This window comes from Stenotrophomonas sp. 107298_Sma (assembly GCF_056480345.1).
On record NZ_CM151094.1, the window covers coordinates 2,904,377 to 2,929,079 of the forward strand.

At 63.5% G+C, this 24,703-nt stretch carries 23 protein-coding genes and 1 pseudogene; 10 read left to right on the forward strand and 14 right to left on the reverse strand.

Annotation, left to right across the window (positions count from 1 at the left end; genetic code table 11):
* Positions 1-40: 40 nt before the first annotated feature.
* The 12 genes from ACZK2G_RS13685 to ACZK2G_RS13740 all read right to left on the reverse strand — a co-directional run bounded on the left by ACZK2G_RS13685 (position 41) and on the right by ACZK2G_RS13740 (position 12,275).
* Entirely contained in the window at positions 41-871 is an 831-nt protein-coding gene (locus ACZK2G_RS13685) for a hypothetical protein (RefSeq protein WP_154352844.1), read from the reverse strand.
* Between the two features lie 26 nt (positions 872-897).
* Complete coding sequence (locus tag ACZK2G_RS13690) at positions 898-3,336, reverse strand: VirB4 family type IV secretion/conjugal transfer ATPase (protein WP_032129524.1); 2,439 nt, start codon at positions 3,334-3,336, stop codon at positions 898-900.
* Between the two features lie 81 nt (positions 3,337-3,417).
* On the reverse strand, positions 3,418-3,726 hold the full coding sequence (locus tag ACZK2G_RS13695; protein ID WP_006374695.1) for a VirB3 family type IV secretion system protein: 309 nt from the start codon (positions 3,724-3,726) through the stop codon (positions 3,418-3,420).
* Positions 3,719-4,129, reverse strand: coding sequence for a TrbC/VirB2 family protein (locus tag ACZK2G_RS13700; protein ID WP_049436633.1), 411 nt, complete (start codon positions 4,127-4,129; stop codon positions 3,719-3,721). Before ACZK2G_RS13700 ends, ACZK2G_RS13695 begins: the two co-directional genes overlap by 8 nt.
* 73 nt (positions 4,130-4,202) lie before the next feature.
* Complete coding sequence (locus tag ACZK2G_RS13705; RefSeq protein ID WP_426355615.1) at positions 4,203-5,186, reverse strand: lytic transglycosylase domain-containing protein; 984 nt, start codon at positions 5,184-5,186, stop codon at positions 4,203-4,205.
* A gap of 3 nt (positions 5,187-5,189) precedes the next feature.
* Entirely contained in the window at positions 5,190-6,233 is a 1,044-nt protein-coding gene (gene virB11, locus ACZK2G_RS13710; protein WP_337302700.1) for a P-type DNA transfer ATPase VirB11, read from the reverse strand.
* 12 nt (positions 6,234-6,245) lie between these two features.
* The gene (locus tag ACZK2G_RS13715) at positions 6,246-7,511 is read right to left on the reverse strand and encodes a TrbI/VirB10 family protein (protein WP_006374750.1); all 1,266 of its coding nucleotides are present in this window, start codon (positions 7,509-7,511) and stop codon (positions 6,246-6,248) included.
* Positions 7,508-8,287, reverse strand: coding sequence for a TrbG/VirB9 family P-type conjugative transfer protein (locus ACZK2G_RS13720; protein ID WP_426355613.1), 780 nt, complete (start codon positions 8,285-8,287; stop codon positions 7,508-7,510). The genes ACZK2G_RS13715 and ACZK2G_RS13720 overlap by 4 nt, the downstream gene beginning before the upstream one ends.
* Positions 8,284-9,339, reverse strand: coding sequence for a VirB8/TrbF family protein (locus ACZK2G_RS13725; protein ID WP_046986266.1), 1,056 nt, complete (start codon positions 9,337-9,339; stop codon positions 8,284-8,286). The genes ACZK2G_RS13720 and ACZK2G_RS13725 overlap by 4 nt, the downstream gene beginning before the upstream one ends.
* A gap of 89 nt (positions 9,340-9,428) precedes the next feature.
* On the reverse strand, positions 9,429-9,875 hold the full coding sequence (locus ACZK2G_RS13730) for a hypothetical protein (protein WP_046986265.1): 447 nt from the start codon (positions 9,873-9,875) through the stop codon (positions 9,429-9,431).
* Between the two features lie 426 nt (positions 9,876-10,301).
* Entirely contained in the window at positions 10,302-11,981 is a 1,680-nt protein-coding gene (locus ACZK2G_RS13735) for a type IV secretory system conjugative DNA transfer family protein (protein WP_046986263.1), read from the reverse strand.
* A gap of 36 nt (positions 11,982-12,017) precedes the next feature.
* On the reverse strand, positions 12,018-12,275 hold the full coding sequence (locus ACZK2G_RS13740; protein WP_006374755.1) for a hypothetical protein: 258 nt from the start codon (positions 12,273-12,275) through the stop codon (positions 12,018-12,020).
* Positions 12,276-12,510: 235 nt separating this feature from the next.
* Here ACZK2G_RS13740 and ACZK2G_RS13745 point away from each other — a divergent pair, with 235 nt between their 5' ends.
* Positions 12,511-13,722, forward strand: a complete 1,212-nt coding sequence (locus ACZK2G_RS13745; protein ID WP_136638207.1) for an MFS transporter — start codon at positions 12,511-12,513, stop codon at positions 13,720-13,722.
* Between the two features lie 16 nt (positions 13,723-13,738).
* Here the strand turns inward: ACZK2G_RS13745 and ACZK2G_RS13750 are convergent, their stop codons facing one another.
* Entirely contained in the window at positions 13,739-14,215 is a 477-nt protein-coding gene (locus tag ACZK2G_RS13750) for a MerR family transcriptional regulator (RefSeq protein ID WP_046986697.1), read from the reverse strand.
* An 89-nt stretch (positions 14,216-14,304) separates the two neighbouring features.
* On the opposite strand from ACZK2G_RS13750, the gene ACZK2G_RS13755 reads away from it, so the two are divergent.
* The 4 genes from ACZK2G_RS13755 (at position 14,305) to ACZK2G_RS13770 (ending at position 16,859) form a co-directional block, all read left to right on the forward strand.
* Positions 14,305-15,543: an NADH:flavin oxidoreductase/NADH oxidase family protein gene (locus tag ACZK2G_RS13755; RefSeq protein ID WP_046986698.1), complete on the forward strand. Its 1,239-nt coding sequence runs from the start codon at positions 14,305-14,307 to the stop codon at positions 15,541-15,543.
* A 93-nt stretch (positions 15,544-15,636) separates the two neighbouring features.
* Positions 15,637-16,113: a hypothetical protein gene (locus ACZK2G_RS13760; protein ID WP_046986699.1), complete on the forward strand. Its 477-nt coding sequence runs from the start codon at positions 15,637-15,639 to the stop codon at positions 16,111-16,113.
* 104 nt (positions 16,114-16,217) lie between these two features.
* Complete coding sequence (locus tag ACZK2G_RS13765; RefSeq protein ID WP_032971045.1) at positions 16,218-16,487, forward strand: hypothetical protein; 270 nt, start codon at positions 16,218-16,220, stop codon at positions 16,485-16,487.
* A gap of 126 nt (positions 16,488-16,613) precedes the next feature.
* Complete coding sequence (locus ACZK2G_RS13770) at positions 16,614-16,859, forward strand: hypothetical protein (protein ID WP_046986700.1); 246 nt, start codon at positions 16,614-16,616, stop codon at positions 16,857-16,859.
* 45 nt (positions 16,860-16,904) lie between these two features.
* On the opposite strand, the pseudogene ACZK2G_RS13775 reads toward ACZK2G_RS13770, so the two are convergent.
* A pseudogene (locus ACZK2G_RS13775) lies at positions 16,905-18,433 on the reverse strand (FAD-dependent monooxygenase).
* Between the two features lie 82 nt (positions 18,434-18,515).
* Between ACZK2G_RS13775 and ACZK2G_RS13780 the strand changes: the two are divergent.
* The 5 genes from ACZK2G_RS13780 to ACZK2G_RS13800 all read left to right on the forward strand — a co-directional run bounded on the left by ACZK2G_RS13780 (position 18,516) and on the right by ACZK2G_RS13800 (position 24,635).
* Entirely contained in the window at positions 18,516-19,154 is a 639-nt protein-coding gene (locus ACZK2G_RS13780; protein WP_136638293.1) for a TetR/AcrR family transcriptional regulator, read from the forward strand.
* Positions 19,155-19,307: 153 nt separating this feature from the next.
* Positions 19,308-21,134 (forward strand): hypothetical protein, encoded by a 1,827-nt coding sequence (locus ACZK2G_RS13785; RefSeq protein WP_295381869.1) that lies wholly within the window; start codon positions 19,308-19,310, stop codon positions 21,132-21,134.
* A gap of 117 nt (positions 21,135-21,251) precedes the next feature.
* Positions 21,252-23,387: a TonB-dependent siderophore receptor gene (locus ACZK2G_RS13790; protein ID WP_136638211.1), complete on the forward strand. Its 2,136-nt coding sequence runs from the start codon at positions 21,252-21,254 to the stop codon at positions 23,385-23,387.
* 214 nt (positions 23,388-23,601) lie between these two features.
* The gene (locus ACZK2G_RS13795; protein WP_046986705.1) at positions 23,602-24,168 is read left to right on the forward strand and encodes a putative periplasmic lipoprotein; all 567 of its coding nucleotides are present in this window, start codon (positions 23,602-23,604) and stop codon (positions 24,166-24,168) included.
* On the forward strand, positions 24,165-24,635 hold the full coding sequence (locus ACZK2G_RS13800; RefSeq protein ID WP_046986706.1) for an outer membrane lipoprotein: 471 nt from the start codon (positions 24,165-24,167) through the stop codon (positions 24,633-24,635). The genes ACZK2G_RS13795 and ACZK2G_RS13800 overlap by 4 nt, the downstream gene beginning before the upstream one ends.
* Positions 24,636-24,703 lie beyond the last annotated feature (68 nt).

Sequence of the window (24,703 nt, forward strand, 5' to 3'; positions counted from 1 at the left end):
CGACGCTGACGCGCGCACCCTTGGTGCTCCATTCCATGCATCAGTCGATGGACAGCGCTGCCTTCAGCGCCGCCGTCTTGACCAGATCACTGGCAATGGTCTTCATCGGGTCGCCCTTCAACGCTGCCTGTGCGACTACCTTCTGATTGGCTTCCATCACCTCGATGTAGGCATCGTAGGCCTTCTGCTGTGCCTCGAAGGACTTTGCCTTGGCTGCCATGTCGTTTGCGGTGCGCAACGTGTCGTTCTGCGTTGCGTTGACGTTGCCGAGCAGATTGCTGACATTTCGCTGCTTCTCGATTGCATCGAGGCTATCGAAGAACGACGGCATCGTCTTGAGCATGAAGTCCACCGCATCGTTGTACTTGCGGTTCTGCATCATCCGGATGTTCACGCAGATCTGTTGCTGCTGATCTTTCCAATCGCCCTTGAAATTGAAAACGACCCGGGTCGCGAGAGTCTTCAGGTCGGTGCCGATTCCGCAGGTCTCGGCAACCAGATAATTGGGTGGCACCGGCGTCAGCGGGGCGGAATCCGGCAACCCGAAGGAATTCACGATGCCCTGGATCTGGACCATCGTCTCCTGGTACTCCTTGATCGTCTGCGCCCAGTCCCGTGCCCACTGGGTGTTCTCCTTGACGAACTGGTACTTCTCCTGGAAACGGGCCTGGTACGTATTGATCTGATTGAGGATGTGCTGCCACAGCGCAGGACCCGTTTCCTGCACCGGGCCGATGGCGCCCGCATTGGTCGCTGAGAGCGCCAAGGCAACGCCGAGCACCTTGGCCATCGGCTTGAGTACCTTGCGGGCGCTGGCCCGACGCTTGACGTTGTTCATTGGGAAACTCCTGTTGTTCTGATTGACGTCCACTTGCCTGTCTCCTGCTCGCACGGCCATCAGGCCGCGTCGGACCGGGGTTCCTTTCCCGATCCCTTCCGGTTCTTGTAGAAATCTTCCAGCCACTGCTCCGGGCTGAGCTCGTCTACAGTGACGCGATTGCGGACCGCGGCCGTCTGCAGGACCCGATGCATGACATCGATGTTGTCGGTCGAAGCTGAGATCACCGACAGGATGTCGTCCATGCCGCGCAGGTTGAGCTGGCACACGCTGGAGGCATGGCCCTGCTTGACCAGGAAGCAGCGCGAGCGCTCGTCCAGTGCAGTCACCACCCTGAACTCGGCCTCGGTCAGCTTCAGGCCGTCCATGTAGTCGCTCTTGCTGGCATTCGGGTTCGGCAGCAGGATCAGGGTAGCGGTCTGCTCGATCAGGGCGGCGGAGATATCGCTCTTCAGCGCATCTTCCGGGCTCTGCGTAGCGAAGATGCCGAGACCGTTCTGCTTACGGATGGTCTTCTGCTTGTTCTTCGCGAACTCCTTCAGGCCACCTTCGCCGTCCAGGATCTTCCAGAATTCGTCCATCACATAGATCAGCGGACGACCGTCGATCAGCGACTCCAGGCGGTGCAGCAGGTAATTGATCACCGGCACGCGCACTTCAGGATTGTCGATGATGTCGGTGTAGTCGAAGCCGATGATGTTGGCCTTGCTCAGGTCAACGGTATCGATCGGATTATCGAACACCCAGCCCAGCGAGTTGCCCGAGGTCCAGCGGCGCATGCGCGCGTAGAGGCCATCGTCGCCCATGTTGGGCAGGCTCTTCTGGAAGTTGGTCATGCTGCGCAGGTGCATCGGCGTATCGAGCATGCTCTCCACCGCCCGGTAGATATCCTCTTCCTCACGGGCGCTGTACTCGCGCTTGCCGGCCAGCACCTTGATCAGGTCAGCCAGGAACTGCAGGTTGGCTTCATTGTTCTCGCACTGGAACGGGTTGAAGCCGGTCGGTGCGCCATTCTCCAGGGCCAGATAGTTGCCACCGCAGGCGCGCACGAAGATCTCCGCGCCGCGGTCCTTGTCGAAGAAGAAGATGGTCGGCGACGGCTCGTACTTCTGCACCTGGCTGAGCAGGAAGTTGATCAGCGCGGTTTTACCGGTACCGGACTTGCCGATGACCATGGTGTTGGCGATCGCCTTCTCGCCGAGTGAATTCTCAGACGGATGGGTCGCGTGGAAATTGAAGTAGTACGGCTGGCCATTGGTGGTCTGCAGCGTGGTGACGCAGTCGCCCCACGGGTTGTTGTGCTGCTTACCGGTGGCGAAGTTGTGCAGCGGCGACAGGCCCAGGAAGTTCAGCGAGCTGACATTGGCCAGGCGTGTGCGATAGCGCCAGTTGCCCGGCAGCTGCGAATAGAACGACGAGGTAACCGCCAGGTCTTCCTTGGTCGATACGAACCCGGCGTTGGACAGCTCGGCGCGGGTCGAGGCGACGTTCTGCGAAAGCTTGGCCTGGGTGTCGCCGTAGACCGCCATGATGAAGTGGTATTCACCCAGCACGAAGTTGCCCGACGACAGCTGATCCATGGCCTGGTCCAGCTCGACGATCTGGCTGACCGCCTTGTCGCCGGAGGAGATCATCATGCCCTTGGTGCGGTCGAGCACCTTCAGCGCGTCCTGGCGCCCCATCGGGCTGAACGAATGGGTGATGACGTATTCGTAGTCGAGGTACTTCAGGCCGTTGAGGATGCCCGGGTAAGTCCCCTCGGCATACTCCTTGATGTTCAGAATGGCGCCGTAGTGATTGGCACCGTTGGGAGTATTGATCGCAAAATCGCCGGTCTTGGCCGAGAACATGTGGCGACTGACCGGCAGGTAATCCTTGATCGGTGCCGACAGCACCGGCACCGGCTCGTCGATGCGATTGATCAGGTAACCGAACAGCTCCAGCGTTTCCGAGAACACCACGCCATTCTTGGCTTCGTACATACCCAGGCGATACGGCGCGTAGTCGCGGATCACGGCCTCGACGTTGCCGGCCAGTTCCATCAACTTCTCTACCGCCTGCTCCTGCTCGGCGCGCAGCTTCTCCACGTTCGCCGACTTTTCGACGAAGCGTTTGCCCGCCACCACCGGGCGATAGATCATGGTCAGGTACAGCTCGTTCTGCATGATGCGCTGCGAGGACAGCATGCCCATGTACTGGTCGGAAACGTCCTGGTTGAAGCGCTGCCTGTAGTTGCTCTTGCCCTTCAACGTGCGACGGCGACGGATGTCGTGCACCCAGAAGGCGACGTTGACAAAGTCAGGCGCGCGCAACGTCTGCAGCAGACGGTTGAACGTATTGTGGCGATGCTCGAGCTCCCACTCCTCGCGGCCGACGAACGGCAGCCCTTCCAGATGCCAGGTCAGCAGGTAGTCGCCGCCCGTGGTCTTGACCACGTTCGGGGCGACATGCGACGACAACGGGATGAACTCACTGATGGAGGTGTCAGGGCTGAACATACGACTGCTTCCAAAGAGGTACTGCCAAGAAGTTTCAAGAGACCTGGCGGGCGCGGACGCCCGCCAGGCCGGATCCGGACCTCAATCCATTCGGGCCGGCTTGTTGCGGTAGTGGTTGGGGTTGAGCACCCACATGCCATCGTGCTCCTGCACGTTGCGCACCTTCAGCTTGAACATCAGGCGCAGGCCCAGCAGACGGAAGATCATTTCGTCACGCTTGGCCATGTGCCGCATGATGAAGACCGCCACCGGAATGGTGAGCAGGAACCAGAAGTTCGTGTACATGCTGAGCAGCAACAGCCCGCCTGCCACCATGAAGAATGGCAGGTAGGGAACGCCCAGGAACATCGCTGGACGCGTGCAGCCGCGGAACACGACGTTCTTATGCACTGTAGTACTGGATCACGTGGTTGATCAGGTAGGAGGTGCTGGTGCCACCACCGCACTTGCCGTCGCTGCCATCACCCAGCAGCATGCGCGCGATCTGGCCTGCGGCGCCGATCAGCACACCACCGATCAGGATCGGGGCGACGTCAGCGATGCGCTTGTGCGCGAAGGCGATCTGGTAACCAGCGAAGATCACCGCGATGGTGACCACGGCGATCGAGGCGATGTTCAGCAGGCCGTTGATGTTGTTGAAGAAGCCGCAGACCTTCTTGTCGGTGCCGCCGAAGTCGGTGGCGCCGTTGGCGAAGACTTGCGGGGCAAACAGTGCGCCGACGAACAGAGTGGCCATCAGCAGGGTCTTCAGCGTGCGCTGGGCCTGGACGAGGTCGAGATTGGATCGCTTCATGGATTGATTTCCTTGTTGATGGACTAACACAACTGAATCGACCAGCCGGGGGACTGGCCGTACCACGACTTCGTCAGAACACGAAGGCCGCATCCCCTGCGGGAATCTGCTGCACCGGTGCGGACTGTGCCGGTGCGTTATATGAACTGCCATTGCCGGCCACTGGCTGATTGCGCTCATTCCAGGGCCGCAACATCACAGGGCCCTCGTTGCTGCCACCTGCAGCACCTGGCAACTGCTGCGGCATGGCCATCGCTTGCGCCGGACCCTGCTGAGGCAGCTGCTGCGGCATGCCACCGGCCTGTTGCTGCGGATAGGCGGCCCCTTGGGTGGGCTGCGCCTGTGGCTGCATCATCCGGTCCACCGAACCCAGCACTACCTTGGACAGCGTCTGGTCGGCGATGTTCAGCAGGCTGCCCCGCGCCATTGCACCGGTGGACGGATACACGACATACGCGCGTGCCGGGTCTTCCGACGGCACGTACACCGGGCCACTCGCCTGCGCAACGATGCGCGCCTGCGCCGGCGAAGCGAGCTGCGGGTGATGCTCGACCTTCACGCTGCGGCGTTCGCCGCGACTCACCACGTCGATCGGTGCAACACCATTGCTGGCAAGCTGCTGCCCGCGGCGCATCGAGTCATAGACCTTCTGCACATAGCCATGGCGGAAGCCGGTCTCGAAATTGCCCGAGTAGTAGCAACTGAATGACTTGCCCCAGTCACCACCGGAGCGCTTGTAGCACTCGGCGAGGATCCGAGAACCCGCTTGCAGGTTCGGGCATTGCTGGAAAGCCTTCTCGTAGGAATCCAGGCCGTACTTGCCCAGGTTATAGCGATTGACCTGGGCCAGCCCGATGGAGAAGTTGTAGCCTTTCTCTTCCAGCATCCGAACCGTCGCCAGCGCTTCATCCAGCGCTTTGGGCTGACGCGCCAACGCGCCGCCAACCACGCCGATGGCATAGGGATTGCGCGACGATTCAACGTTGATGACATGCTGCATCACGTCCATCGACACCGCCATCTCCGGGCACGCCATCATTTCAAGTCCTGGCAGCATCCTTCAGCCCTCCTGCCCCTGGGCACGCCCAGGATTGAAATCGATACCGGTGATGTAGCGCGAGCCAGCATGGGCCTTGATATGCACGACGATGTCGATCGTCATCATCAACAGTCGCTTGATCACGTTGAATTCCAGGCCAGAGCCTTCGCTGGACGCCTTCACCATCAGTGCCAGCTGGTCCCAGGTCTGCTCCGGGCTGCCGGCGTGGCAACTGGTGATGGAGCCAGGGTGGCCCGATGCGCAGTTGCGGATGAAGTAGAACGCCTCGTCACCGCGCAGCTCGGCCAGGATGATGCGTTCGGGCTTCATGCGCAGGCAGGCTTCCATGCAGCTCTTGGCGCTGACATTGCTGGTGCTCTGCCCACCCTTGGAGTACAGCAGATGCACCACATTGGGTTGGGTCAGAAACAGCTCGCGCGCATCTTCGATCGTGACCAGGCGTTCGTTGTCCGGGATATGATTGACCAGCGCTTTCATGAAGGTGGTCTTGCCGCTACCGGTCGCACCGGATACCACGATGTTCTTGCGGTACATCACCGCACGCCGGAAGAACTCGGCGTACTCGCGCTGCTGGCGCAGTTCCAGCAGCTCGCGATCCTGCTCGCTGATGCTGCCATCGCTTTCCAGGATCTGGTTGAAGAACCCATCTTCGTGATACTGGCTGAGCGACTTGGTGTGCTTGGACGGTAGACGGATGGTGATCGACACCTTGCCTGCATCGCACGCCGGCGGAATCACGAACTGGGCACGCTGGCCGGTGGGAAACGTGAGCGAGACCACCGGATCGGCATCGGTGATGCGCTGGCCGGTGTTGCTCTCGTTCACCACCGCCGTGCAGAACTGCCGGGCCCGCTCGAAGGTCAGGCTCGGCACATCCACCCGCTGCCACCCCGCCCGGGTTTCCAGGTACAGCTCACCGGGACGGTTGATGCAGATTTCCGTCACTTCCGGGGAAGTCATGTACTCGGCGATGCCCAGCACTTCGTACTGATAGCGCAGGAAATCGCTGGAGACGAGGGCGAGGGGTGACACTTCAGCGTCCATGATCGTTCGTTGTTACCGGCGGGGATGCAGCACGCTCGTGAAGTCGACGTCCTTGGCGACGTACACATTCACGATGGTGCCTTGGTTGATGGTCACGGTCGGCGGGCGACGCTGGCTGAGCGACTCGTTGGCCAGGCGTTCCATGGTGCGCGCGGTGGCGCTCTCATAGGGCGACTGGATGGTCATGCCGTTGTTGGCCACCGTGGTGGTCTCCGGGCCATGTTCGGCGGCGGCGTACTTGAACGCGTCGGCCAACAGGCTGATCATCAGCGCCGAGGCGATACGGCTGCCCCAGTGCGCGCTGTACTGGCCCGGATGGCCTGCGCCACCCAGCTGATCAACGCCCGGGCTGGACATTGCCACGTCAATACCGTTCGGCGTGGTGATGCGGTCCCAGATCACTTCCACCCGCTTGCCGGTAGGACCACCGCCATAGGCGCCATAGATCTTGGAGCCCTTCGGCAGCAGCAGATTGCGGCCGTTGATCGAGTACACCGGCTCTGTCACCAGGCACGAGGTGTAACCCGCGATGTCGGTGATGATGCGGGTTTCCAGTACACAGCGCAGATAGGTTCCTCGCACCAGCAGCGCATCGGGGCTGCGGATGTAGCTGGCATTGGACACGTCATCCACGTCGGGGCCACGACGCACGCGCGCTGGCGCTGCATTCTGCTGCCCGTTCATCTGCTGCAGCATTGCCCGCGTGTATTCGTCCATGCCCGCCTGCTGCGAGCGCTCCTCATCCTGTGAACCGCCATTGCCAACGAAACCATCGGCACTGGCACCCATCCGACGTTCGGCAAGCGTCGGACCACGAGGGCCCGCGGAGCGATCTTCCAACGTCACTGGCGGCTCAGGGCGGCTCGGCCCCAATGGAGGCGGCGGCAACATCGGAATCGGATCAACGGGCTGCATTGCCTGCGCCGGACCCGGATCGGTCTGGACAGCGTCCGGCAGTGTTGGCGTGCTCGCGCGCGCAACATCCGGCACCTTCGGCGCATCGTCCTTGTCTTGGCCCTTGCGGAAAAGCAGGAAGCCCATGGCAACAAGCAGCACCACGATACCGCCCAGGAACAGCAGCGCCTTGCGGTTCAATCGCTGCTCTTCAGCCGAGCGCAGCTGCGGCGCGGCCGCGTCCAGATCCGGTGCAGGCTCAGCCTGGGTCGTGCCGAAGTACGGATTCGTCTGCGCCTCCGGAGCAGCCTGTGCACCGTACGGGCTCTGGCTCTCGTCGCGTCCGTTGTTCGGGTCGTTTCCGGGAGTGTTCTGCTGGCTCATTTCTTCACGTTCCTTCGCAGGCCGACGACGAAGTCGCCGTGGCGGATGACCAGGTACGGGTAGGTCCCGTGCACGATCAGCGTATTGCCTTCAACCGTGGTGTTGACCACGAAGTCTTCACCGTATTCCGTTTCACGACCGAACACGGCCGGGAAGATGCCGGTCTTGTACTCGGGCGAATTCGGTAGTTTCAGGTAAGTGAAACGGCTGTCGTCGTAGGCGTTGACCGGGATCAGCCAGCCCATCTTCTTCGCCTTGCTGGTCGAATAGGAGTAGTTGAAGTTGTACTGGCGGTCCTTGGCCAGTTCAGAGCTCAACAGCGGCTGCGCCTCCTCTTCCACCGCTTCCTGCGCGACGCCGAACACGGTGTCGTTCGGGTAGGTGAAGGCGATCTTGTACTGCACGCCAGCACGACGGGCCTGTTCCAGCTGGCGCCAGTCAGTGGCCACCACCTTCAGCTCGAAGATGTAGGAATGGGTCTCGGTGCGCACCATCATGTTGGTGTCGACGTCGACGTTCTTCGGCTTGAGATAGAACACGTTCTCTCGACGTGTCAGTTCCCAGCCACTGCTGAAACCGGTGCTGTAGTCGAGGATCTTCTCGTTCGGGCTCAGTTCGATCTGGGTGGTCAGGCCCAGGCCGGTGCGAACCGGATAGATCCGGTCCTTCTCGTACTCGTAGTGGTCCACCGCCTGCGCCATCGCAGCTGCTGAAAACAACAGCGACAACATCGACAGCAGCGCCAGCGCGCTTCCCCTGATATCTCGACTACTCATCGGTTGCTTGCTCCATCAGCAGTTCCGGTGGAATTGTTCTGCGCCGGCCTCATGGCCGGCTGACCGGGCATGGCCTGCCCCGGTGTTGCTTGACCCGGTACCGGCTGCGCCGGCATCGGTTGCCCCTGTATCGGCTGCCCCTGTATCGGCTGGCCCGGCACCTGGCCATTGGCCGGCACGGCGACCGGCTGGCCGGTGGCCGGATCGATCATCATGGCCGCGGCCGGATTGTTGGGATCGTAGGCAGCCTGGGCCTGCTGCGCGGCCTGTGCTGCCTGCTGCGCCTGTGCCTGCATGGCGCCGTCATCCGGCACCGGTACGCCACGCGAATAGTCGTTGTCGACGCGGTACTCGGTGACCTGGAAGGCTAGCGGATTGAGGATGCGATCCTGTTCGGACAGCGCCAGGTTCTGGTTGTACCCGAAGCGCATCGTCACCAACTGGTTGTCCAGATAGGTGGCAACGCCGGTGCGCTTGTCCAGCAGACTGCGCTGGATACGTACCGAAGCACCGCGGAAGCTGCCGTTCGGCTCAGCACCCAGCGGCGTGATGCTGAGGATCTTGACCCGGATGGCGCGCTCGCGGCCGTACATCACGAACGGGTTCTGCGGGTTGTTGCCGGCATAACGCACGCGCATGGACTGCGCCACCGGATCGGTGGACATCACGAACACCAGTTCCCAGTCACGCAGGCCCATCACCGCCGAGTCGTACGATTCACGCGCCAGCACGTACTGGGCCACGTTGCTGCGATTGATCGCTTCATTGCTGGTGATGGTCTCGCCCTGGAAGGTGCCACTCAGGCGCGCAACCGTGGCAGTACCGGTGTAGGCATCGGCCATCACCAGGAACGGCACCTTCTCCTTCAGCGGCAGCATGTAGTAGTAGCCACCGGCCAATGCCAGCGACATCAACAGCGAGCCCGTGGCGACCCACCAGGCACGTCGCTCGCTGCGACGCGCCATGTCGGCCACGGTGATCTCGTAGCTGACCGCCTTGGCGACCGACTGCTCGACCTTGGGACTGTTGCCGGGATCCTTCTTGCGGAACATGGATTCTTCCGTACTGCTGAAACATCAATGGGCGTGAAGCCCCTGCGCCAGGCGCGGGGAGCAGCACGTTCGATGATTTCGATGTGGACTCAGGTGCCGCTGTTGGAATCAGCGCCCTGCGCCGACGCGGTCGGCGTCGCGCCAGCGCTCTGCACAACGATCTGGTTGCCAACGATGGAGACGGAGATTCCCTGCGTCGCATAGGCCGCAGTGAGATCGATCACGGCCTGCTGTGCATTGGTGGTGTCGATGTTCGAGACCGCGCCGTACAGCGTGAAGTCCGAGCTGAGGCGGTAGTCCAGCGTGCGCCCGGAATCCTTGGCCCAGCGCTCAAGCATGGCTTTGAGCGTGCCATCCATCGGCGAAGCCTGGTAGACGTAGCTGGAGTACAGCGGGATCTCGGTCGTCGCCGCAGCGAAACGGTTGACCGGCTTCCAGCGCCCTCCGAAATCGGGAGCGGACTTGGTGGCACACCCTGCCACCATCAACGCCGCCACTGCGGCGATGGATATTTTCGCGATAAACGCCTGATTCATACGGGCTTCACTTTGACGTACGAAAAAGCAGTCCCGAACATTGGCTCCCTGGTCGTCCGGCGCCGCATCACGCGCACCGGAAACGGGAAGACGCGCTGGCTCGCAGCACACCTGCCCCGGTTCCCCTGCAGCCCGAAAGCCGCCAACCAAGTGACGGGGCCGCCAGTCATTGCCGACGACACACCCGCACACATCTCCAACGTCGAAACCATCCTTGTTTCCATGGCACAAACTCCTGGCCACCCTGCTCTACAACATTTGACACCCAGCACACATTTCTGGATGACGAACACAGGGTCGCACAACCACGCGTCAATTCCATGTCAGACAAGTCTGAATTTCTATGAACAGATGATGTTTTTTTGACTTAGCTCACGAATTCACGTCAATGAATATGAATCTACGTCACAAATTTAGCGACGTGAATTAGACGTTAAGCATCGGAACGTCGACCTTCGGCAGCAGCCTCGAGGTGAAGTAGCGATCCTTGTAGTAGCGGATCTTGTCGCACTTCACAGGATGCGGTATGCCCTCGTACAGGAATACTTCCTTGTCCGGCCCCATCGCCTTCAGCTCCTGCGGCAGCATCAGTGCGCGCCGCTCCTCGGTGAAGCTGTGGGTCTTCTCGCGGGCATGGGTGACGTTCTTCTTGCGGATGGTGGTGTAACCGAGCATGTCCGAGTAGTCATTGGCGTCCTGCTGCTCACGCGGCGCGTAAAGGATCTGCAGCGCGTGGTTGGTGATGATCGTGCGCGACACCTCCCGCCCGTAGGTGGCATCGAGCTGGGACATGCTCTGGATGATCGGCAGCAGGCGGATGTTGTAGCCGGCCATGTAGGACACCGCCGACGCGATGATCTCGACCTTGCCGATCGAGGTGAATTCGTCCATCAGCAGCAGGCACTGGTACTTCAGGTCCGGATTGGACTTGGGCAGTTCCTTGGTGTTGAGGTTGATCAGCTGGCTGAAGAACAGGTTGATGATCAGGCGACTCTCGGCCAGCTTGTTCGGCTGGATGCCGATGTAGATGGTCATCTTCTTCTTGCGGACATCGGTCAGCAGGAAATCGTTGCTGCTGGTGGCCCTGTCCAGCACCGGGTTGATCCAGGCGTTGAGTGGTTCCTTGAAGGTACCCAGGATCGAGGCGAAGGTCTCATCGGCCTGGGACAGCATGTTGGCAAACGCCGAGCGCGCGTTGGAACTGAGGAACGACCGCTCCGACAAGGCTTTGAGGTATTTCTTCAGATCGCTGCCGTCACCCGATGACAACCGGTAGACAGCGCCCAGGGTGGGCGTGCCCGAGCCGCCCGGGAAGCCACTGCTGCGCTCGTCATCCCAGTTCTCGAACAGGTACAGGGTGAAGGCCATGAACGCGTTGCGCGCCTGGCTGACCCAGAATTTCTGGTCCTCGGCACCATCCGGATACAGCATCGCGGCGATGCTCATCAGGTCCGAAACGCGGAACGCCGGGTCGTCGGAGACGTAGCTGAGCGGATTCCAGCGATGCGTGCGGCGGTCTTCGGCGAAGGGATTGAACAGGTAGATCTCCTGGCCCTGGCTGGCACGCCAGCCACTGGTCAGGTCGAAGTTCTCCTGCTTGATGTCCAGCACCACCAGCGATTCGCCGTACTCCAGCAGGTTCGGAATGACCACGCCCACGCCCTTGCCCGAGCGGGTCGGCGCGGCCAGGATCACGAACTGCTGGCCGTCCAGCCGCACCAGCTTGCCACCATGACTGCCGACCACGATGCTCTGGCCGGTCTTCTTGAACATGCCGTGCTTGGACAGGTCGGCGCTGGTGGCAAAGCGTGCGTCGCCGTGCAGCGAGCGCTTGTCCTTCTTCAGCAGCAGCACCAGGCCGGTCACCAGCAGCACCAGCAGCGGCAGGCCGAAACCGAGATAACCGGCCCACTTGATCTTGCCCACGAAGGGCGCGACCTGTGGCTGGCCGAGCGCGTTGAAGTACTGGTAGTAGGTGTTCCAGGTGAACAGCTTGGTGTCCAGCCCCAGCAACAGCAGGGTCAGGTAACCGGAAAACACGAAACCAAGCAGCAGGGTCGCCAGCGTGATGATGGCGATGAGCAGATACTTCTTACTGGGCAACACCCGAATCCTCCATGATGCGCACAAGGGCGCGACGGCCTAGCGGCGGCGCCAGCGCGACGCCTTCTTCCGCAGGTGGTTTTCGTTCTCCAGCCCGGGCTCCTCGCCCTCTTCACGCACCAGTGCCTGCAGGCGTTGGCGCGCTTCGGCCAGCGACATCAGGTCGGTCAGACGATCCCCATCGTCGGCTACGACCGCATGGCCGACCACATCGCCCGGAGCGTACACCGGCGCGTAGGACACCGCTACCAGCTGATAGCGACCTCGCGTCTCCAGTACATGCCTGAATTCCTGCATCGACATCCTCCTTGTTCCTGCACTCCACAGCCCCTGTGTTTCGCATCATGCCGACCGCCATGTCGTCATCACATGCAGGACGCCGACAACAGCGCCCCGAACCTGCCGTCGTACCGAGCCCATGCCCGGCTTGCCGCAGCTCCACGGATCAAACGCTGTTTTACCGCCAGCGTGGCTGCTGCTGTTGCGGTGCAGCAGTACAATGGCGAGCTCCCCGCCCCCATCGCGCCCCCGCATGAGCCCCAACTCTTCCCTGGCTGCGCGGCTGACGCCCCGTCAGCGCACCCTGATCATCCTTGCCCTGTCACTGGGCGGCTTCGCCATAGGCACCAGTGAATTCGCCAGCATGGGCCTGATGCTGGAAATCAGCCGCGGCCTGTCGATCAGTGAAACCCAGGTCGGCCACCTGATCAGCGCCTACGCCATCGGCGTGGTGGTCGGTGCGCCGATCCTGGCCTTCGTCGGCGCCAGTTTCCCGCGCCGCAAGCTGCTGCTGGCGCTGATGGGCTTCTACGCCGTTGGCAACCTGGCCAGCGCCCTGGCCCCGAACTACGGCACGATGCTGATAGCACGTTTCGTTGCCGGCCTGCCGCATGGCGCCTACTTCGGCGTGGCGATGCTGGTGGCCGCTGCGATCAGTCCGGCCGGCCAGCGCGGCCAGGCGATGTCGCGGGTGCTGCTGGGCCTGTCGATCGCGATCCTGATCGGCAACCCGCTGACCACCTGGCTGGGCCAGCAGCTGAGCTGGCGCACCGCCTTCGCTCTGGTCAGCCTGCTGGCCATCGCCACCGTGGCGATGATCGCGCGCTTCCTGCTGCCGGACCCGGACGAGGTGCGCACCTCGCCGATGCGCGAACTGCGTGCCTTCAACACCACCCAGGTGTGGCTGGCGCTGGCGATCGGCGCGGTCGGTTTCGCCGGCATGTTTTGCGTGTTCACCTACCTGGCGCCGACCCTGGTGCAGGTCACCGGCGTGGCCGAATCGTGGATGCCACTGGCAGTGGGCGTGTTCGGCATCGGCGCGATCATCGGCAACATCGCCGGTGGCTGGCTGGTCGACAAATTCCACTTCAAGGCCGCTGCGGTGGTGCTGCTGTGGTCGATCGTGATGCTGCTGCTGTATCCGTTGGCCGCACAGTCGGTGTGGACCATCGGCCCGATGATCATCACCGTTGGCACCATGGGTGCGCTGGCTGCGGTGCTGCAGACGCGCCTGATGGACGTGGCCGGCGAAGCGCAGACCTTGGCTGCCGCCTCCAATCATGCCGCCTTCAATACCGCCAATGCGCTCGGCCCGTGGCTGGGCGGCATGGCGATCAGCGCCGGCTTCAGTCCGGCCAGCACCGGCTATGTGGGCGCGGCCACCGCCATCGGCGGCCTGCTGCTGTGGTGCGTGGCGGTGATGCTGGACAAGAAGCGCAAGGCCGCCGTAGCCGGCAGCCACTGAACATCGCGCCGGATCGTCAGTCGCGGCCTATGCGGCGGCGATCCGGGCGCAGCATCGCCACATCACCGGCAGCCAGCGTCGGCCGCGCCAGCTCACCGCGCTTCACGCGGTCCAGCACCCGCCGGGAATTGGCCGCGCAATCGATGCCCTCCGGCCGCGCCTGGATATCTTCGATCAGCGCCAGCAGATGCACACGGCTCTGTTCCAGCCGCAGTTGCAGCGCCTCGATGTCGGCCACTTTCTGCTGCAGCATCGTAATCAGCGCGTCGTGCTGCCACTGGCCCATGTCCGGCGGCAACAGCGCGCGGATCTCTTCCAGGCTGAAACCGGCGCGCTGCGCACCGGTGATCAGCTCCAGCAGCAGCACCGCCTGCTCCGGATAGTCGCGATAGCCGTTGGCCTGGCGCTGCACAACCAGCAACCCTGCATCCTCATAGAAGCGGATGCGCGATGCCGCCAGGCCGGTGCGTCGCGCCAGCTCACCGATCTTCATCTGCCTGAATCCTCGACATTGGAACCCGTTGACCTTCAATCAAACTTGAAGGTTAGCGTAGCGCCATTCCCCTGTCCTGGAGCTGTCCGATGTCGCTGTTCTCGCCCTTGGTACTGCCTTCCGGTGCCGTCATCCGCAACCGCATCGCCAAGGCGGCGATGGAAGAAAACATGGCCGACGCCGACCACGCGCCCTCGGCCGCGCTGCTGCAGCTGTACCAGCGCTGGGCCGACGGCGGCGCCGGCCTGATCATTACCGGCAACGTGATGGTCGACCGCCGTGCCATGACCGGCCCCGGCGGTGTGGTGCTGGAAGACGATCGCCACCTTGATCGCTTCATCGCCTGGGCCGACACCGCTCGTTCGCGCGGTGCGCAGATGTGGATGCAGATCAACCACCCCGGGCGGCAGATGCCGGCCGCGCTCGGCCAACCGGCGTTGGCACCCTCATCGGTAGCCATGGATCTGGGGGCCCTGTCCAAGCAGTTCGCACCGCCGCGGGCGATGACCGGGACCGACATCGAGGAAGTGATTGCCCGCTTCATCCGCAGCGCCGAACTGGCCGAACGTGCCGGTTTCAGCGGGGTGGAAATCCATGCCGCGCACGGCTACCTGCTCAGCCAGTTCCTGTCGCCGCTGTCCAACCGGCGCGAGGACCACTGGGGCGGCAGCCTGGAAAACCGTGCGCGCCTGCTGCTGGAGATCGTGCAGGGCGTACGCGCGGCGGTGTCGCCCGCCTTCGTGGTGGCAGTGAAGCTCAACTCAGCCGATTTCCAGCGCGGTGGCTTCTCGCACGAGGAGGCGCGCGCAGTAGTGGAGATGCTGGCACCACTGGGCGTGGATATGGTGGAACTGTCCGGCGGCAGTTATGAAGCGCCGGCGATGACCGGCGCCGCACGCGACGGCCGCAGCCTGGCCCGCGAAGCCTACTTCCTCGAATTCGCACGCGAGATCGCCACGGTGGCAACGATGCCGCTGATGGTCACCGGCGGCATCCGTCGCCGTGCAGTGGCCGAGCAGGTGCTGGACAGCGGTGTTGCGATGGTCGGCATCGCCACCGCGCTGGCAATCGAGCCGGACCTGCCACACCATTGGCAGCAAGGCCGCGATCAGGTACCGACCCTGCGCAACATCGACTGGCGCAGCAAGCCGCTGGCTGCCAGTGCACACATGGCCACGGTGAAGTACCAGCTGGGGCGGTTGAGCCGACGTCAGCCGACCGCCCCCGGCGTCTCGCCAGTGTGGGCACTGCTGCTGGCACAGGCCGCGGCCACATGCAGGACCCGCCGCTACCGACGCTGGATGGGGGCACGCGCGGCCGCGCACTGAGCCGGAAAGGCTTCTCATCACCGGGGCAATACCCGACCATCTGCAGGATCGGCGGCACCCCGCCGCCGATCGCAACGGGCAGAAGGAACCGACGTGGCAGCAGCACCGACCAAGGACCGCGAGAAACTGCTCGATGACCTGCTCTCGTTGGGCCGCAACTGGGCACTGGCCATCGCCATCGCCGGTGCCGGGGCCGCCGTGCACTACAGCGAATCGGTATATGAAGCGGGAATCTGGCGTGGCCTGCTGCCCACGCTCTGCTTCCTGGTCGCGATCGTCTGGATCGTGCTCAGCATCATCCGTTTCGACCTGACCATCCAGCAGCACTTCGAGCGCAAGCTGTCGCGCTGGCTCAGCCGCCTGCTGTATGTCGTGCTGCTCGGCACCGGCGTCACTGCAGTGTTCTTCGTCACCGAACTGGCGGAGAACAACCACATCGCGCGGATGTGCGACTCGGTGGCCAACGAACCCGGCAGCCGCATCCACAGGTCGGAAGAGTGCCAGCGCCTGTACCAGCACCGGGCGGCGTACCGGCAGCGACTGGAATCGGCCGAGGGTGAGTTCGACTGAGCGCCCCTGCTGCAGGCACATGGCGCACGCGAAGTACACGCGGCGTGGATATGGGGTCGGGCACAGTAGCTGCGCCGCCCTTCCATGTGACCACTCCGGCCAGTATGTTCCGCCACCCTGCCCCTGCCCGCCACGATGCCGTTGCCCTGCAGGCCGGCGTGCTCGGCAGCGTGCTGGGCGTGGCCTTGTTCAAAGCGATTGCGTTGTCTGCGCTGGCGAGCGGATCACTGATGGTGATCGGCCTCTGGCTGCTGGCCTGCGCACTGCTGGGCGCCTGGGCGCTGGCGGCCTACCTGGCCTGCCTCGCATTGAGCCGGCGTGTGTTCGTGCTGATGCTGGTGCTGTGCACGGTGCTGATGATCTGCCTCGCCTGATCCGGGCAAGCGCACGACTATCACTTAAACGTTACAAGATAACAAGTGCGATCAGTCGGATTGTGCGTGCCGGGGGTCACGGATTGGAATGCCATGGCCACCCGGCATTACCCCCGAGACCACGCCATGACCCTGCAGCCCCTGTATCGCGCCGCCCTTTCCGCCATCGCCCTGGCATCGCTCAGCGCCTGTGCTACCTATGACGACAGCAACATGCATCAGGCCTGCCAGGAGTCGCCGCATCTGAAGGATCTACCGCGCGAAGTGGCGGCCCGCGAGAGCCGCTGCAACAAGAGCATGGAAGTGTGGTCAAGTGAGCGCAAGGGCAGTGACCGGCCGCTGGATCTGAGCGGAAAGAAGAAGGACCTCTGACCACAACTGGCGCAGCCCTTGCCGGCTGCGCCACCGTCTTGCCGGTCAGCCTGCTGCCATCGACCCGAACCAGCGCCGCAGCGCATCGGACATCCCGGCCCCATCCCCCCCGCATCACAGGCCCAGGCAACGATGCCATCCGGGCGCACCAGCACCGCGCCCAGTCCGAGCGTGTCATCCACCGCCTGCCGGATGAGGGCCGGGCGCCGTTGGCAACCCTCGATGCTTGCGCACAACGACGTGCCCGCGTCGAACACCAGCAGCACGCCCTGCCCTGCACGCAGCAGTTCACCCATGCGGCGTCCATCGGCCAGTTGGAAGTCCGGCGCGCTGCGGCCGACCAGCGGATGGCCCACGCCCAGATCCAGCTGCTGCGCAACGCCCCAGACCCGCTCAGCCAGGTATGTCGCACCATCACGGGTGCCGGCCAGATCGGCCATCACCGCCGCCAGCGCGCGCGAGCCAGCGCCCGGCCGCATCAACGCGACCTGCGCACGCGACCAGTCCAGCACCTTCGCGCCGATCGGATACCGCTCGGCCTGGTAGCTGTCCAGCAGCTCCTCATCGGCATCGCCACGCACCACGGCGGCCAGCTTCCAACCGAGGTTCATCGCGTCGCCGATGCCAAGGTTCAGGCCTTGCCCGCCAAGCGGCGAATGCATGTGCGCTGCATCGCCGGCCAGCAGCACGCGTCCCTTGCGATAGGCCACGGCCTGGCGCGCGGCATCGGTCCAGGTGGTAGCCAGATGCACCGCCGTGATGGTCGCTTCACGTCCGGATATGCGCCGTAGCATGGCCTGCGCGCGCTCCCGGTCCAGCGGCGTGCGATGACCGGCACCGCCGTCGAAATCGGCCAACGCCAACACGCCTGGCGGATTGAAGTTGTACATCCCAGCGGCGGTGTAATGGCGCCCCGGCGTGAGCACCGACGGATCTTCCAGCTCGATCAGCAGCGAGTGCCCGGTGAATTCCGGCTCGGTACCGGCGAAGGTGAAACCTGATTGCTTGCGCACGGTACTGCGCGCGCCGTCGCAACCGATCAGCCAGCGGCCATGGGCTGTACCGCGAAGGGTCTCCACGGCAACCTGCTCACCTTCCATGCGCACCGCCTGCACCGCGCTCCCGCGGTCGATGCGCACGCCAAGCGCGGTCGCGCGTTCGGCCAGCACCGCTTCCAGCGCCTGCAGTTCAATCGCCATCTGGAAGCCGACCGGCGACGGCAGGCGATACAGCCAGCGCTCGCTGGCCACGCTGTCCAGCGCAAACGGAATGCCAGCGAAGTGGCCGCCCAGCGGCCGGGGCTGCGCCAGCCAGTGGGCGGTGCCGGGCGGTGGTGCGCCCTTGTCGGGTTTCAGCACCTGGCGCGCGGCCACCGCCTGCAGCAAGTCGCGCCTGTCCAGCGCCTCCAGGGTGGGCGTGTTCAAGCCGCGCAGCCCAAAGGGCAGGCGCTTGAGGGGTGATTCAGGGGACTCGGCCTGCTCCAGCACCAACACCGAACAGCCGGCCAGGGCCAGCTCGCAGGACAGGAACAGGCCGACCGGGCCAGCCCCGGCAATGACGACGTCGTACAGCATCGGAATTCCTTGTGAGCACCGGGCCGGCACTCTGGCGAAGCGAATGTTACACTCGGTGTACTTTTTCACAAGTGAGCCGCCCATGACCCCGCCCCCAGGCCGTCGCGAACAACGCAAGGCCGAGACCCGGCAAGCGATTTCGGACGTCGCCACCGAGCTGATCATCCGGCGCGGCTTCGAAGCCGTATCGATGTCCGAGATCGCCGAGGCCGCAGGTGTCTCACGCAAAACGGTCTTCAACTACTTCGCGAGCAAGGAAGACCTGGTGTTTGACCGCGACGAGGAGGCCCGGGATCTACTGCGCGAGGGCATGCTGGCGCGCCGCAGCATGCCCCCGCTTGTGGCCTTCCAGTCGCTGGTGCAGGAACTTCTGGAGAGCGGCCACCCCCTGCTGCGGATCAACACAGGCGCGGCGGCCTTCTGGCTGACCGTAGCCGAAAGCCCCGTACTTGCAGGCCGCGCACGGGAGCTGCAGGCCCTGCTCATCGCAGACCTTGCATGCTTGATGGCAGATGCCACCGGGGCCGACCCCGCCGACGCACCGGCACAACTGGGTGCATCGATGCTGATCGCAGCGCTGGTGGTGGCCTATGCCGATGCACTGCGTGCCTTCAACAAAGGCAACGATTCCACGCCGGCATTCGCTGCAACCTGGCAGCGCGGCAGCATCGGCGTGCGCGCTGCGCTCAGCGGGACCGCCTACACAGCACGCGACCAGTAACCAGCCCGCAACGATCATTGAATCCACCGCATCGGCGGTCACGACCAGCATCGATTGCCCCGATCATTCCCGCTTGCCGGCATCTACGGTGAAGCCACTGTTGCGTCAGGCCCCACCTCGCGCAGCACCCTGTCTTCCCGCAGAGGCCAAGCCATGAAAGAGACACCTGAGCAAGCCGACTGGCGCCGCCAGATCAGCGGCGACCTGACCAAGAAGATCAACAGCGCGCAGACGTACCCGGACATCCGCAACGCCGTCATCAGAGCGCTGGCCGACATCGACGGGAAACTGCATGCCCTGTCTGACGGCGTGCGCACCAAGTACCTGCTCCGCCAGGACATGTCGTTGGTGCATTTCTACATCAAGGGCGGCAATGCCTTCGCCGCACGAATGGACATGTTGCAGAACCACAACGAACACCTTTTCACCTCGGGTGACTCGGACTGGGATACGCAGATTGTGATCGATCCCTGGCTGCCAGGCGCGGTGCAAAACGAACTGCATGCCTTGATCGAAGATCTGGTGGTGGAAGAACTAACCATTGCCGGCCAGAACGTCGCACTCCTGATCGATCAGCTCGCAGCACAGAATGCGGCGTATCCGCTGCAGCCCCTTCCCAGGCCGCCGCAGCCCGCCGCATCGCCGCTGGAACCGACGCCTCAGCCATTGCCCCTCCCTCCAGGCCAGCCCGCGAACGTCACCTGGCGTGCCACCTGCGATCCCACCCAGGCACTGCGCCGTGTCTACAGCCGCGACACCACCGGGCTCACCCTTGACACCCGCCGTGACCTCACATCGCCGGGACGTGCAGCTCCGCCGGGCATCATCCTCAACGACGCCATCCGGCCCTTCATCCTTTACCGGATGGGTTACACCTGGCATGCCGAGCTGATCACCGCGCCGCCGAATCCACCTCAGACGGCACCCGCTACGCCCCGACCGATCCTGATGGAACTGATCGACGTCAGCCTGCCGCGCCGGAACTCGATCGAGGCGGTCACTGTCTGGTCGGAAATCGACCGCGGAAAACTGGTGATCGGCACCGATGGTGGGGCCCAGGATCCGGTCCGTCTGCCACTACCGGACATGGACTACCACCTGCGCGAGAACCTGGTGATGCTGTGTGAGATCGCCGTCGACCCCAACCGCCCCAGCGCGCGCAAGCGACACAAGCGGGTGGCGCGCGTAAACGAGATCTACACCCTCTACGCGGGCCAGGACCGTCTGGCACAGTTCAAGAAGGTAGTCGACAGCATGGCCGGTGAAGAGGCCTCCGCCAACGCCAATGCGTCTGCCGACCAGCAGATCAATGGACTGACAGCGGTAGTGCAGCGACGCATGCAGGATGCCAACGCCAGCTATGTGCAGAACAATCCAGCACCGGCGGTACTTCAGCGGATTGCCCAGGGACGCCAACGCGCACTGACCATCTTCGAGCTGCTCAAACAGTCCTTCACCGCCCCCGTCGACCCCTCTGCCATGTTCAGTGACGATCTGGTCCTGGTGCAGAGCCTGAAACAGAGCCCCTATCTGGACGTGCCACAGGTTCCGTTTACCGGTGTCGATGTTGCGTTCATGGTGCGCGTCGACCAGAAGACACAGATGGCATTCGATAAATGGGATTTCGCCCGGAAGCTGCAGGCGGTATTGCCCAAGGGAACCAAGGTCAGCGTGCGCAGCCACGCCTACAACACCCGGCGCGGTGGCAGCCTCAGTTATGAGGTCACTCTGGTAGTGCTGACCACCAACGCGGAACTGAAGGAGAACAAGCGCGCGCTGGCCTTCATCACGCTCACCTCCGCCACTGAGATGGAGGCGCCTGGGCGACCGAGTCCGAACGACCCGACCGTGCGCTATGCCTCGCTCCAGGACATCGATGGGCAACGCAAGGCCGCTGCGGCCCTGCTGCACGATTTCGTGCTGCAACAGCAACTTGGAAAGCAGCACGACGCCATCAGCGAGTTGCTGACACCGACGTGAGATGCACGCTCCCGGCGCTGCCCACCCTGACCGGGCGGGCAGCGCATGATCGGCGAAGCGGCACTATGACAATGCAAATGATAGTCTTTCTCATTTGAAATCCATACTGTCGCCCCCATGGCCCTCCCATCGCTCTGTAGGTACCCCCTTTGCGCCGCTCTGGCCATTGCCCTGACACCCCTCCCCGCCCATGCGGCGGATGGCCCGCCGAAGAAGCTGGATTCCGTCGAAGTGCGCGGCCGCGCACAGACGCTGTACCGGGTGGACGACGCTGCGGTCGGCACCCGCACCGATACACCGCTCGAGTTGGTCCCACAGTCGATCCAGGTGATCCCGCGCGAGCTGATCGACGATCAGGCCGCGCGTCAGGTGACCGACCTCTATCGCAGCATCAGCGGCGTCAGCTATTTCAGCTATGCCGGCGTGACCCTGCGCGGCTTCCGCCAGGAGAACGTGCTGTATGACGGCCTGCGCGGCGACCCGTACGCGGGATTCTCGGTACCACAGCTGTTCAACATCGAACGCGTGGAAGTGCTGAAGGGACCGGCCGGCGCACTCTACGGTGGTGGCGACGCCGGCGGCGTCATCAACTATGTCACGCGCAAGCCCAGGGCGGTCGCTGAGCGCCGTATCGAAGTGCAGATGGGCAACCGGGATTTCCGCGCCGGCTCAATCGAAGGCACGGCTCCATTGAATGCCGCTGGCAGCGTGCGCTACCGCGCCGGCCTGTACGCCGACACCGAGCAGGGTGTGCGCTGGAATGCCGACAGCGAGAGCGTGATCGGTGATGCCTCATTGGCCTTCGATGTTGGCCAGACCGGCGAGCTGGTGCTGCAGTTCACCGACATCACCCAGAACCTGGGCGGCAACCGCTTGCGCGGCGTGCCGGTGAATGATGCGGGCACCTTCCTGACCGACCGCCGCTGGAACCACAACGAGACCAGTGACTTTCTCGACATGCGCGCCAAGGTGGCGCTGGCGCAGTACCGCTTCGCACCGCGCGACAACCTGGACGTCGATTTCGCCGCACGCTGGTTCAGCAACAACGAGCACCAGATGTATCACGAGCCAATGGGGCTGATCGACCGTGACCGTGATGGCGTGGCCGAGTGGATGACCCGCCAGCTGCGCAACCAGATCCGCGACAACGAGGCATTCACTGCCAATGGCAACGCGGTCTGGCGGGTGAATACCGGCGCCGTCGAGCACAAGGTGCTGTTCGGCGCGGACGTGTATCAGCTGGATGCGGATTTCACTGCACAGACCGCCAACAGCGCCGACCTTGCACGTGGCGCCGGGCCGGTGCGAGGCATCGACCTGTTCAATCCCGTGTACGGGGCCAGCACCTGGCACGACTACAACCTGGCTGCCCTGCCGTGGCGTAGCACGTCCACCCGCAGCAAGCGCTACGGCGCTTACCTGCAGGACGAACTGGCGCTGACCGCTCGCTGGCACCTGCTGGCCGGGCTGCGCTGGGATGGCTTCAAGGACGACGACCGCATCGCCGGCAGCAGCGTGGATGGCAACGACCTCAGCTGGCGGCTGGGCAGCACGTTCACCGTCCGCGAAGGCCTGAATGTCTACGCCAACGTGGCCAGCGGCTTCGTACCGCAGAGCGCGGCCAACCAGAATCCCGCCGCCGGTGGCCCGTTCGATGCCGAGCGCAGCAAGCAGTGGGAGGTGGGCATGAAATCCCTGCTGGCCGACCGCGTGACCTTGAACTTGGCGGCCTACCGGATTGACCGCAGCAACATCGTGCAGGCCACGGGTGAAGTGATTGGCGGCGTGAACCAGCTGGCCGCACTGGGCCTGGTGCGCAGCACCGGCATGGAGCTGGATCTGCTGGCCGACGTCACCGATCACTGGGTATTGAACCTGACCTACGCCTACAACGACGCGCGGGTGAAGGACGCAGGTCCAAGCGGCATCACCAATGCCTCCGGCAACCGCTTCGCCAATGCGCCGCGCAACAAATTAGGTCTGTGGACGCGCTACGACCTGCCGGCGCTCAATTCGGCCATCGGCTTTGGTGCTGACCATGTGGGTGAGCGCGTCAGTCTGGACGGGCAGACGGTGAAGGCTTACACCGTGTTCGACATGAGCTGGAAGACCAGCTGGAAGCAATGGCAGTTCCAGGCCAACGTCAAGAACCTGTTCGACAAGGTATATGCAGCCAGCGGCTTCATCGAGCGCAACGGGCATTTCCCAGGTGAGCCGCGACGGGTGTATCTGCAGGCGGCTTACAGTTTCTGAGAAGGGGAACCTCCGCAGCCCTGTTGCCTCGCCTTTGGCACGCCTCTTTTGGTGCGGAGCAGCAAGGCCGCGATCCGCTGTGATTCGGGTATTCTTGCGCGCAGTCAGCCACGCTCGCAGCCGACCATCGGCGGTAATTGCGGTGCAGCAGGAGCGTTGCGGGCCAGCACACGATTCACCATGGATGTTCCAACGCAATCACAGGGGAAAATGGATGAAGAAGTTCCTGTTCGCAGCGATCATCGCTGCGTCGCTGGTGGGTTGCACCACCAATCCGCCGCTCAATTTCTCGGTCCCGAACGTCGGGGTCAGCAGCAAGAAGATCGACGGCGAGCTGAAGTCACTGACGGTCACGCTGGCACGTCCGGATGAGGCCAAGGGCAAGATTCCCGCCCAGGCCCAGCACGAAGTCCCGCAGATGTGGCAGAACGCGCTGACCGAAGCGCTGAACAAGATGGCCGTCTTCCGCGACGACGCGCCGGTGAAGCTGAGCCTGTCGGTGAAGATCCTGGCGATCGACATTCCGAGCTTCGGCGCCTCGATGACCACCAAGACGGTCGCCCGCTACGAGCTGATCGACCGCGCAACCGGTGGCATCGTCTATACGCAGGATGTCAGCGCATCGGGGGAAGTGCCGTTCAACTATGCCTTCGCTGGTGTGGTCCGGGCGCGTGAATCGATCAGCCGCTCGGCACAGAACAACATCGCCCAGTTCCTGCAGGCCCTGGAAACCGTGGACGTGTCCAAGCCGATGTTCCCGAACAAGCAGGAAGCACCGTGAAGCGTCTGCTGCTGGCCGCATCGGTTACCGCGATGCTGACGGCCTGCGCGCCCAACGTACGTACCGACAGCTATTCCATCGGCTCGGTTGGACAGGTCAATCGGACTGTCAGCGGTACCGTCATCAGCGTTCGCGCCGTCAGTATTGACGGTTCGCAGGGAGGTGGAGCCGTTGCTGGAGCTGCCGCCGGCGGTGTGGCTGGCTCCACCATCGGTGGCAGCGATCAGGCTGCGGCCATCGGTGCCATCGGCGGCCTGGTGGTGGGCGCGATTGCCGGTGCGGCTTCCGAACGCGCGCTTTCGCAGGCCAAGGGCCTGGAATACGTGGTGCAGACCGAGAACGGCAATCTGATGACCGTCGTGCAAGGCCCCGATCCTGTGTTCAGTGCCGGCATGCGGGTCCTGGTTCTGTATGGATCGCCCTCGCGCATCATTGCCGATCCGCGTCAAGCGAAGACAACGCCGTAAACCCCAACGATGCCCCTTCCGAGGGGCATCGTTGCATTGGACACCAGGGAGGTGGCAACCCACCTCCC

What these genes read in the sequence shown, in the direction of transcription:
- ACZK2G_RS13740 (WP_006374755.1), bottom strand. Translation starts at nt 12,275, where the DNA reads ATGCAGGAATTCAGGCATGTACTGGAGACGCGAGGTCGCTATCAGCTG.
- ACZK2G_RS13700 (WP_049436633.1), bottom strand. Translation starts at nt 4,129, where the DNA reads ATGAAGCGATCCAATCTCGACCTCGTCCAGGCCCAGCGCACGCTGAAG.
- ACZK2G_RS13770 (WP_046986700.1), top strand. Translation starts at nt 16,614, where the DNA reads ATGACCCTGCAGCCCCTGTATCGCGCCGCCCTTTCCGCCATCGCCCTG.
- ACZK2G_RS13720 (WP_426355613.1), bottom strand. Translation starts at nt 8,287, where the DNA reads ATGAGTAGTCGAGATATCAGGGGAAGCGCGCTGGCGCTGCTGTCGATG.
- ACZK2G_RS13785 (WP_295381869.1), top strand. Translation starts at nt 19,308, where the DNA reads ATGAAAGAGACACCTGAGCAAGCCGACTGGCGCCGCCAGATCAGCGGC.
- ACZK2G_RS13690 (WP_032129524.1), bottom strand. Translation starts at nt 3,336, where the DNA reads ATGTTCAGCCCTGACACCTCCATCAGTGAGTTCATCCCGTTGTCGTCG.
- ACZK2G_RS13765 (WP_032971045.1), top strand. Translation starts at nt 16,218, where the DNA reads ATGTTCCGCCACCCTGCCCCTGCCCGCCACGATGCCGTTGCCCTGCAG.
- ACZK2G_RS13705 (WP_426355615.1), bottom strand. Translation starts at nt 5,186, where the DNA reads ATGCTGCCAGGACTTGAAATGATGGCGTGCCCGGAGATGGCGGTGTCG.
- virB11 (WP_337302700.1), bottom strand. Translation starts at nt 6,233, where the DNA reads ATGGACGCTGAAGTGTCACCCCTCGCCCTCGTCTCCAGCGATTTCCTG.
- ACZK2G_RS13780 (WP_136638293.1), top strand. Translation starts at nt 18,516, where the DNA reads ATGACCCCGCCCCCAGGCCGTCGCGAACAACGCAAGGCCGAGACCCGG.
- ACZK2G_RS13730 (WP_046986265.1), bottom strand. Translation starts at nt 9,875, where the DNA reads ATGAATCAGGCGTTTATCGCGAAAATATCCATCGCCGCAGTGGCGGCG.
- ACZK2G_RS13755 (WP_046986698.1), top strand. Translation starts at nt 14,305, where the DNA reads ATGTCGCTGTTCTCGCCCTTGGTACTGCCTTCCGGTGCCGTCATCCGC.
- ACZK2G_RS13790 (WP_136638211.1), top strand. Translation starts at nt 21,252, where the DNA reads ATGGCCCTCCCATCGCTCTGTAGGTACCCCCTTTGCGCCGCTCTGGCC.
- ACZK2G_RS13725 (WP_046986266.1), bottom strand. Translation starts at nt 9,339, where the DNA reads ATGTTCCGCAAGAAGGATCCCGGCAACAGTCCCAAGGTCGAGCAGTCG.
- ACZK2G_RS13795 (WP_046986705.1), top strand. Translation starts at nt 23,602, where the DNA reads ATGAAGAAGTTCCTGTTCGCAGCGATCATCGCTGCGTCGCTGGTGGGT.
- ACZK2G_RS13745 (WP_136638207.1), top strand. Translation starts at nt 12,511, where the DNA reads ATGAGCCCCAACTCTTCCCTGGCTGCGCGGCTGACGCCCCGTCAGCGC.
- ACZK2G_RS13715 (WP_006374750.1), bottom strand. Translation starts at nt 7,511, where the DNA reads ATGAGCCAGCAGAACACTCCCGGAAACGACCCGAACAACGGACGCGAC.
- ACZK2G_RS13750 (WP_046986697.1), bottom strand. Translation starts at nt 14,215, where the DNA reads ATGAAGATCGGTGAGCTGGCGCGACGCACCGGCCTGGCGGCATCGCGC.